This is a genomic window from Paenisporosarcina sp. P4_E4_2 (genome assembly GCF_056401595.1).
Map to the genome: position 1 here is coordinate 1 of NZ_JBFUJC010000127.1, position 8,372 is coordinate 8,372.

The 8,372-nt window shown below is 39.3% G+C and carries 8 protein-coding genes; 3 read left to right on the plus strand and 5 right to left on the minus strand.

Going from position 1 to position 8,372, the window contains the following annotated elements; genetic code table 11:
• From AC1DSB_RS10420 to AC1DSB_RS10440, 5 genes are all read right to left on the minus strand, one after another.
• Positions 1-828: O-antigen ligase family protein (locus tag AC1DSB_RS10420; RefSeq protein WP_477586679.1), on the minus strand; the 828-nt coding region annotated here is incomplete at its 3' end.
• Positions 829-834: 6 nt separating this feature from the next.
• Complete coding sequence (locus AC1DSB_RS10425) at positions 835-1,968, minus strand: glycosyltransferase family 4 protein (protein ID WP_477586680.1); 1,134 nt, start codon at positions 1,966-1,968, stop codon at positions 835-837.
• Between the two features lie 60 nt (positions 1,969-2,028).
• The gene (galU, locus tag AC1DSB_RS10430; RefSeq protein ID WP_477532946.1) at positions 2,029-2,901 is read right to left on the minus strand and encodes a UTP--glucose-1-phosphate uridylyltransferase GalU; all 873 of its coding nucleotides are present in this window, start codon (positions 2,899-2,901) and stop codon (positions 2,029-2,031) included.
• Between the two features lie 14 nt (positions 2,902-2,915).
• Complete coding sequence (locus AC1DSB_RS10435; protein WP_477532945.1) at positions 2,916-4,190, minus strand: nucleotide sugar dehydrogenase; 1,275 nt, start codon at positions 4,188-4,190, stop codon at positions 2,916-2,918.
• A 111-nt stretch (positions 4,191-4,301) separates the two neighbouring features.
• Positions 4,302-5,021, minus strand: coding sequence for a WecB/TagA/CpsF family glycosyltransferase (locus tag AC1DSB_RS10440; protein ID WP_477532948.1), 720 nt, complete (start codon positions 5,019-5,021; stop codon positions 4,302-4,304).
• A 145-nt stretch (positions 5,022-5,166) separates the two neighbouring features.
• Between AC1DSB_RS10440 and csaB the strand changes: the two genes are divergently transcribed.
• From csaB to AC1DSB_RS10455, 3 genes are all read left to right on the plus strand, one after another.
• Positions 5,167-6,276 (plus strand): polysaccharide pyruvyl transferase CsaB, encoded by a 1,110-nt coding sequence (csaB, locus tag AC1DSB_RS10445; RefSeq protein WP_016428091.1) that lies wholly within the window; start codon positions 5,167-5,169, stop codon positions 6,274-6,276.
• A 15-nt stretch (positions 6,277-6,291) separates the two neighbouring features.
• Positions 6,292-7,464 (plus strand): glycosyltransferase family 4 protein, encoded by a 1,173-nt coding sequence (locus AC1DSB_RS10450; protein ID WP_477532879.1) that lies wholly within the window; start codon positions 6,292-6,294, stop codon positions 7,462-7,464.
• 54 nt (positions 7,465-7,518) lie between these two features.
• On the plus strand, positions 7,519-8,372 hold an 854-nt coding region (locus AC1DSB_RS10455), incomplete at its 3' end, for a lipid II flippase MurJ (RefSeq protein ID WP_477586681.1).

An 8,372-nucleotide genomic window follows, 5' to 3' on the forward strand; every position in this document is an offset into this window, starting at 1 on the left:
TCCGAAAACAGGTGTAAATGGTGTTGCAGCTGCAAGTAAAACAATTAATCCGAAAGAAATGATTAAACTTGATTTTACTTGTTGCGTTCTAAGCTTCATAAACACATACATGATGATGCTACCAATCAGTACTGATAAAAGGACAACCAGTATTCCACCGYAACCAACCTTAGTTCCTAATGCTAGCATTCCTAGTGACAACATGACAAATGGAATCCAGAACCACGGTTTCTTAGCATTTGTTGTTCGTTCGATTGCATACAGTGCAAGAATCGGTAAGATAATCGCCATAATTGCCCCTATTTCGTTTCCTGCATAGAACCAACCAGAGTAACCAACTTTGGTATGTGCATAGTTGGATAAACTCGTGCCAGTAAGCTGAGCTATGATAAATACTGCGCCGATAATAAAGCCTGCTAACCACATATATTTCGTCGTATGTTTCTCGATATCCCAATCACGTGCTTGTAATTGTTTATACACAATCATGAATCCAAGGAACACGATATTGAAATATACTACTTTATTGAAGAACTTTAATTCCTGGAATAGATAATAAGGATCTTTGACGCTTATATTCAGGAAAATGTTAATACCAATAATTAGTGCTAAGCCAACTAGGTATATTATGTAGCCGCGTKCCAATTTATTCGAGCGGGCCATCCATAATAAAAATAAACCCATTGTTCCCATATAAGCAAAGCGGAGCATGACTCCTATTGTAATATTCGAGCCCAATAAAAGTTTGGACCCAGCTGTTAATACATCAATGACGGGTTGAAGCACAAGAAAAGCAATAAAATAGATTAGAAATTTAGTTTGATTCATAGCAAGTTAAAATCCTCTTTCGTTAGTTGTTTGTGGATTCAATTCATTAAAAATAGCTGAAAGCTTCGTTTGAATTGTTGTTTGTTCATATTGTAAGGCGGTTTCATAAGCCGCTTGAGAAATCTTTTCAAATTCTTCTTTCGACAGTTCATCAAATTTAACCAATAAATCTTTTAATTGAACAGCGTCACCCGGGGTAAACAACCATCCATTTTGACCATCTTGTACATAATCCAGGATGCCCCCTATTGCACTGGCAAGAATTGGCGTTTTGCATGCCATTGCTTCTAGTCCAACGAGACCCAGGCTTTCCCCTTTTCTGGTTGTCGGAAATATGAATGCTTCGATGACAGTATAGATATTTGCTAGATTAGATTGTTTCATCAAAGGATAGTGAATGATGACATCTTCAATGCCCAATGATTTCGCAAGTTCTTTAAATGCATCATCTTCTTTACCGGAACCTACTGCAATAAAACGGGTACGTTCTCTTTCCTCTGGCTTTTCGTTCACATAAAACGAAATGGCCCGCAAATAATGATCCCAACCTTTTCCGACATCCAGTCTTCCAACATATCCGATATAACGGAAAGCAGGATCTAGTTTTAGTTGAGATAAAATATCTATACGTTGGTTTTTTTTCGGGTGGAAGACTTCCGCATTCACCCCACCAGATGGAAATACGCGTATAGGTGTTTTGACACCATATTTTTGTTGCACTAATTTTTCGTAGTAATGAGAAGGTGTAATTATGAGTGATGATTGTTGAAGCAGTTTTTTAACTGCCGGCTGGTATTTTTCCTGTGAAGCAACTTCCGGTACCACATCGCTACCATGAACATTTGTCACAATTCGGACAGAAGGCTTCAGCTTTTTCAACCATAATAGAGGCATGGCATTATGAGAAGCATAGTGCACATAAATTGCATCGTAGTTTCCGGTTAAACCTTTTGATAAGATTTTGCTGTAATAAATAGCGTAACCCAATATTTTAGACAGTTTAGATGTTTTCTTCTGTAAAACGGCTTTATCAACTTGAAAGCCTTCATTTTGTAAAATCTTTTCGGTGTTTTGTACAAAGACACCGTAACTTGGGAAGTTTGAGGATGGATACATATTGGCTACCAATAAAATTTTCATCACTCATCCCCCTTTCCAATTAGTTCTAGACGCAAGTACATCGCGATTGCTCGCGATGTCTTATTCATACTGTTCAATTTTCTTTTTCATGTAGGCGATTAAATCGTCTTTTAAATCTGGACGTTGCAGGGCAAATTCCAAAGTGGTTTCGACAAAACCAAGTTTTTCACCTACATCATAACGATTTCCTTCAAAAGCATATCCATAAACACCTTGTTCACCGTTCAACTTTTCAATGGCATCCGTTAATTGGATTTCGCCACCCGCTCCTATTTCCATCTCATCTAAATACTTAAAGATTTCAGGAGTAAACACATAACGACCAATAATCGCCATATTTGAAGGAGCTGTACCTTGCTTCGGCTTTTCTACGAATTTACGAACTTTGTAACGTGAACCTATTTGTTCGGAAGGATCGATGACGCCATAACGGTGAGTTTCTGTTTCTGGAACTTCCATTACACCAATCACTGAGGAAGCTGTCTCTTCATAGTTTTCAATCAACTGTTTCAAGCAAGGTGTTTCAGCTTGGACAATATCGTCACCAAGTAAAACCGCAAAAGGTTCATCCCCAATAAATTTACGGGCTGTCCAAACAGCATGTCCCAATCCAAGGGGTGCTTTTTGGCGAATGTAATGAATTTCAACTTTTCCGGATTGTTGTACTTCTTCCAGCAAGTCAAATTTCTCTTTTGCATATAATGTATTTTCAAGAAGTGGCGCGGAATCGAAATGATCTTCGATGGCACGCTTGTCTTTACCTGTAACGATGATAATATCTTCAATACCAGAAGCAATTGCCTCTTCTACGATATATTGAATGGTCGGTTTATCAACAATAGGCAGCATCTCTTTTGGCATTGCTTTCGTTGCTGGTAAGAAACGTGTACCTAAACCTGCAGCTGGAATAATTGCTTTGCGTACTTTTTTCATCAACAATGCCTCCCTTAATTCTTGGAATCACCTAAAAGATATACATCAAATCCAGCTGCTTCCCATTTCGCACGATCAATACAGTTTTTCGTATCGATAATGATGTGGTTGGTCATATGTGATTTGATTTCATCCGGATTCAAGTCTCTAAACGCTTGGTGATCAGTTAACACTAAAATCGCCGAAGCATGTTGAAGCGCTACAAATTGATCTTGCGTCTGTTCCGGCAAGTTGTTGTGTTTAATATGTGGATCGTATGCTGACAAACTCATTTGTCGCTCACGAAGTTGTTCCACTACGTCAACAGAAGGACTTTCACGCATATCGTCAATGTTGCCTTTAAATGCTAATCCGAGTACAGCAATTTTCGGATCCTTAATGCCTTTTGCATTTAAAATATCTGCCGTTAATTGAGCTGTATAGGATGGCATGCCATCATTTGTTTGTCGTGACAAGTGAATGATCTTCGCTTGTTGCGGATCAAGTTCCACCAAGAACCAAGGATCAACTGCGATACAGTGTCCACCAACACCAGGGCCTGGCATATGAATATTCACCCGTGGATGGAAGTTAGCAAGCTTGATTGCCTCCCAAATATTCACGCCAATATTCTGTGCGATTTTTGCCAATTCATTTGCGAAAGCAATATTAACATCTCGGTATGTGTTTTCCATTACTTTTACAAGTTCAGCAGTCGTTGCATCGGTTTCATGCATCGTACCTTTTACGAATGATTGATAAAGTGCTGTCGTTTGTTTAGCTGACTCTACATTGACACCACCAATAATACGGTCGTTGGAAACCAATTCTTCAAATACTCGACCTGGGATCACGCGTTCAGGTGAGTGGGACACTAACAATTCCATGCCAATTTCTAAGTTCGCCTTAATCAATTCAGGCATCATGACATCTTCTACCGTGCGTGGAGGAACAGTTGATTCCAAAATAACCAAGTTACCTTTTTCAAGGAAAGGTACTGTAGATGCAGTAGCTATTCTTACATATTCTAAATCAGCTGTTTTGTCTGCTTTGATTGGTGAAGGTACAGCGATAATAAAGACATCCGCCTTGATTGGTTCTGTAGAAACAGTCAGTGAACCAGAATCAATCGCTTTATCCAAACGCTCCTGTAGACCGTTTTCTTCGATATGTAATTGTTTCTTTTGTATCATTTTAACCGTGTCTTCGTTAACGTCCACTCCGTGAACTTGGTGTCCATGATTTGCAAACATGACAGCAGTCGGTAATCCGATATATCCGAGTCCAACTACGCAAATGGTTTTTTTCATAAGTATTCTCCTTCTGAATGAAAATAAATTAGTTTCTTCTATTATAAGTGTGTTTTGTATTGGTCACTCAAGTACCGCAATTATAGGAATAGAAATCACACGATTTCAATGTTATTTCTTACCTATTAATACTCGCCATAAAAAGATCGGCAAGTTCATTTGACGTTTGATACGTGATGGGTTACTTGCCAAACGATATAACCATTCTAACCCAAACTTACGGAAAAGTGCGGGTGCTCTTTTGACCATTCCCGAAAATACATCAAAACTCCCACCGACCCCTTGAAAAACAAGAACGTTTGGAAGGTTTACCAGGTTCCTCTTTATCCATAGTTCCTGTTTTGGGCTGCCGAGTGCAACGAATAATATCTTCGCTCCACTTTCATGAATACGTTGTACCAAAGCTGCCTCATCTTTCTCATAACCATTTGTATATCCAGCAACGGTCAGAAGCGGTCTCTCTTTTTGAATCTCTGAAATCGCTTTAGTCACGACTTCTTCTTTTGCCCCATAAAAATAAACCGGATGGCCATGTGATGCGGCGAAGTCCAGAAGTTTCCCCATCATGTCTACCCCGGTTACCCGAGAAGTAATCTTTCCACCTTTTAGTTTTGAAGCCAATAAGATACCAACGCCATCAGGAATCTGGAAAGTTGATTCATTAATTAACGTTTTCACTTGTGGATCCCGATTTGCCGTAATGACTTTTTCCGGGTTTACTGCGATAATTGTTGACTGCTCATTACGAGCCATTTTCTGTTGTAATTCACTGATAATTCCTTCATATGTTAATGGCGATACATCCACGCCTAAGTAGGTCTCTTTCACTATTTACAGCCTCATTTCGTTCACATTCAATTGATATAGTATAGCAGATTCTTTGTTTAGTTGCATAGCATCCGTGACAAGTGATAAAATTTGGACATAAGACGCTTTCACTTCGTTGTGAAAGCTTTTGTTATGAGGAGGACTTCATTTGAAAATTGTATTATCCGGCTTCTATGGTCTTGGTAACACAGGAGACGAAGCGATACTAAAAGCGATCGTAGATAATCTGCGTTCTGAATTAAACAATCCTGAAATCACGGTGTTTTCCCTATCGCCTGAATTAACAGCGAAGGAACATGGCGTGAAATCTGTTTATCGTGGATGGAGACATCAAAATAAGGAAAAAGTAAGAGCGTTGCGTGATGCAGACTTATTGATTTCCGGTGGTGGCGGCTTGCTTCAAGACACTTACCCAACGAAGTTTTTATTCGGCCCGCTTCCTTATTATTTACTAATTGTGTTCTTAGCTAAACTTTGTGGAGCAAAAGTAATGTTCTTTTCACAAGGAATCGGCCCTGTTACCTCTACATGGGGTAAGATTTTGATGAAAATCTTTGCTAACCTGGCTGACTTCGTCACGGTCCGTGACCAATATTCAAAAGACTATCTGCATTCACTCGGTGTTAAGCGACCTGAAACAGTGGTGACTGCTGATATCGTTTTCGCATTCCGAGCAGATGAAGAAAACTCGGCATATGATTCACTTCCTTTAAAAGGTGACGAAAAAATCGTTGCCGTTACTGTACGTCCATGGTTTGAGCATCCGGACTACATTGAAAAGATGGCTCATTTATTAGATGAGTTAATTGAACAACGTGGCGTTACACCGGTTTTCGTTCCAATGGAAGGAAAATATGATGTACCAGCTTCCAATGATGTATTGTCACATATGAAACACGCAGACAAAACGTATATGCTTGGTTCGGATTTTTCACCAAATCAATTTTTAAACTTTATCCGCCATGCGGATTTAACTGTCGGCTTGCGTTTACATGCTTTAATATTCTCAGCACTCAGCAATGTTCCTCATCTTGGGTTCAGTTACGATAAGAAAGTAGAAAGCTTTCTAAAACGTTCTGGCATGTGGGACTACTCATTCCGTTTAGGTGAAATTGATCAGGCAAAACTTCTTGAGAATGCCCTTTATTTACTTGACAACAAAGAAGCTGCACAGAAAACAATGGAACCTAATGTCGATCAACTTCGTCGTGAAGCTATGCGCAACTTGGATTTATTAAAAGAAAAATTCGGAAACTAAAGGAGATTGTCATTCATGAAAATTTTATTAGTCACGTCGTATGACTATCCTCATTTAGGTGGCCTTTCGACACATATGACAACATTACAATCCGGGCTTGAAGCTCGTGGACATCAAGTGGATACTTTATCTTTCTCTGATGTACCAAAATGGAAACGTGATTTTATTGCACGTGGTCCGTCGTTTATTTTAAACAAGATTTCTTTAGGTGCTGGTTATGTGTGGACGTTAGAACGTCGCCAAGCATTCCTCGAAAAAATGTTACGTGAAGATAAATATAAAGCGTACGACGTAGTTAATGCGCAAGACGTATTCGCCACTCGTGCTTCTCTTGCAGCAGGTCTTCCGACTGTTACCACTGTTCATGGTTATTTAACGTATGAAGGTATTTCAAAAGGATCTGTTGCTGAAGGATCAAAACATGCGGACAAGCTAATGGCAGTAGAACGTGTAGGATATACGGCTACACGCGAAGTCATTACGGTTGATACACGCATTAAAGATTATGTGAAGCGTGAAACAAACGTTGACGGAACGATGATTAAAAACTTCATTGATGTAGATTCATTTAAACCAGAAGTTGAACGTCGCCGTGAATTCCGTGACAAATATGGCTTAAATCAAGATGAACTTATCTTCTTCGTTCCACGTCGTTTAACTCGTAAAAATGGCGTTATTTATCCAGTATTGTCATTCCCACCTGTTTTGGAGAAATTCCCGAACGCTCGTGTACTATTTGCAGGCACAGGTGAAATGTTTGATGAAATCAAATCTAAAGCTGCAGAACTAGGCGTAGCAGACAATGTTACATTACTAGGCGCCGTTGCTCATAAAGACATGATCGAGTACTTTGCTCTAAGTGATGTTGTATTAGTTCCTTCTATATATAGTGCAGGAGTTGAAGAAGCTACATCCATTTCTGCTCTTGAAGCAATGGGCTCAGGTGTACCACTAATCGCTTGTGCTGTAGGTGGATTAAAAGAAATTGTTGACCATGAAAAAGATGGTCTGCTTGTTGAAGAAAGAAACATTGAAGATCTTTCAAATGCCATGATTCATCTTCTTGAAAACCGTGAAGAAGGATCACAGCTGGCTGATGCTGCACGCAAAAAAATCGTGGACCAATATTCTCATTACGCAGCTGCCGAAAAATATGAAAGTATCTATAAACGTGCAATCTCTAAATAATCTAAGGCTCCTTGCTCCTATAGCAAGGAGTTTTTCTAAATAGGTAGGTGTAAGATGAGTAACTTGAAGAAAGCTGCGTTATGGTCAACAGGACTTGCTTTATTGCTGAAATTATCAGGGTTCGTTCGTGAAGCAGTAGTCGCGAATGAGTTTGGGGTATCAAATGAAACAGATGGCTACTACCTCGCTTTCAGTTTTATTACATTAGTGGTGGCCATGATATCTACAGGCTTCAATAATGTATTTTTGCCAATGTATATTAAACGTAAAAAAACAGGATTGGATACTAGTGAACAAAATGCGAATGCCCTCCTGAACTGGACAATGATCATCTTTGGTTTTATCAGTATTTTGGGATGGTTTTTTGCGAAACAGTTTGTTCCCGTCATTTATCCCAATATGAAGGCAGGCATAGAGCCGTATGCCGTTGAAATGACTCAGATTTTCTTTGCATTCATGATGTTAATTGCGTTAACCGGACTATTGGATTCCTATCTTCAGTCCCGGCGCATATTTGTACCTTCACAATTAGCGAAGTTGTTAGCTACATTGATGGCAGCCATTTTCGCCATTTTCTTCAGTGATGTATGGGGAATTTATTCACTGGTCTACGGATTTGTATTCGGAACAATTTTAGGTGTGGTTATTCAGTTATATTTCCTAGGCCGTTCCGATTATAAATGGCGGATGGATTTCACTATGGAGCCGGATTTCAAAAAAGCCTTCATTATATTGATTATCCCTTCTTTATTGAACTCTGTGGTTGGGCAAATAAATTTGTTCGTCAATAAAGCTTTCGCATCTGGTGAGGGTGTCGCTGACGGTGCAGTTACGTATTTAAACAACTCATCGCTTCTAATCAGCATACCGAATGCGATTTATGCGACAACTTTAGCAGCCATCATCTT

Coding starts and splice junctions, on each gene's coding strand:
- AC1DSB_RS10425 (WP_477586680.1), bottom strand. CDS start 1,968: ATGAAAATTTTATTGGTAGCCAATATGTATCCATCCTCAAACTTCCCA.
- galU (WP_477532946.1), bottom strand. CDS start 2,901: ATGAAAAAAGTACGCAAAGCAATTATTCCAGCTGCAGGTTTAGGTACA.
- AC1DSB_RS10435 (WP_477532945.1), bottom strand. CDS start 4,190: ATGAAAAAAACCATTTGCGTAGTTGGACTCGGATATATCGGATTACCG.
- AC1DSB_RS10450 (WP_477532879.1), top strand. CDS start 6,292: ATGAAAATTTTATTAGTCACGTCGTATGACTATCCTCATTTAGGTGGC.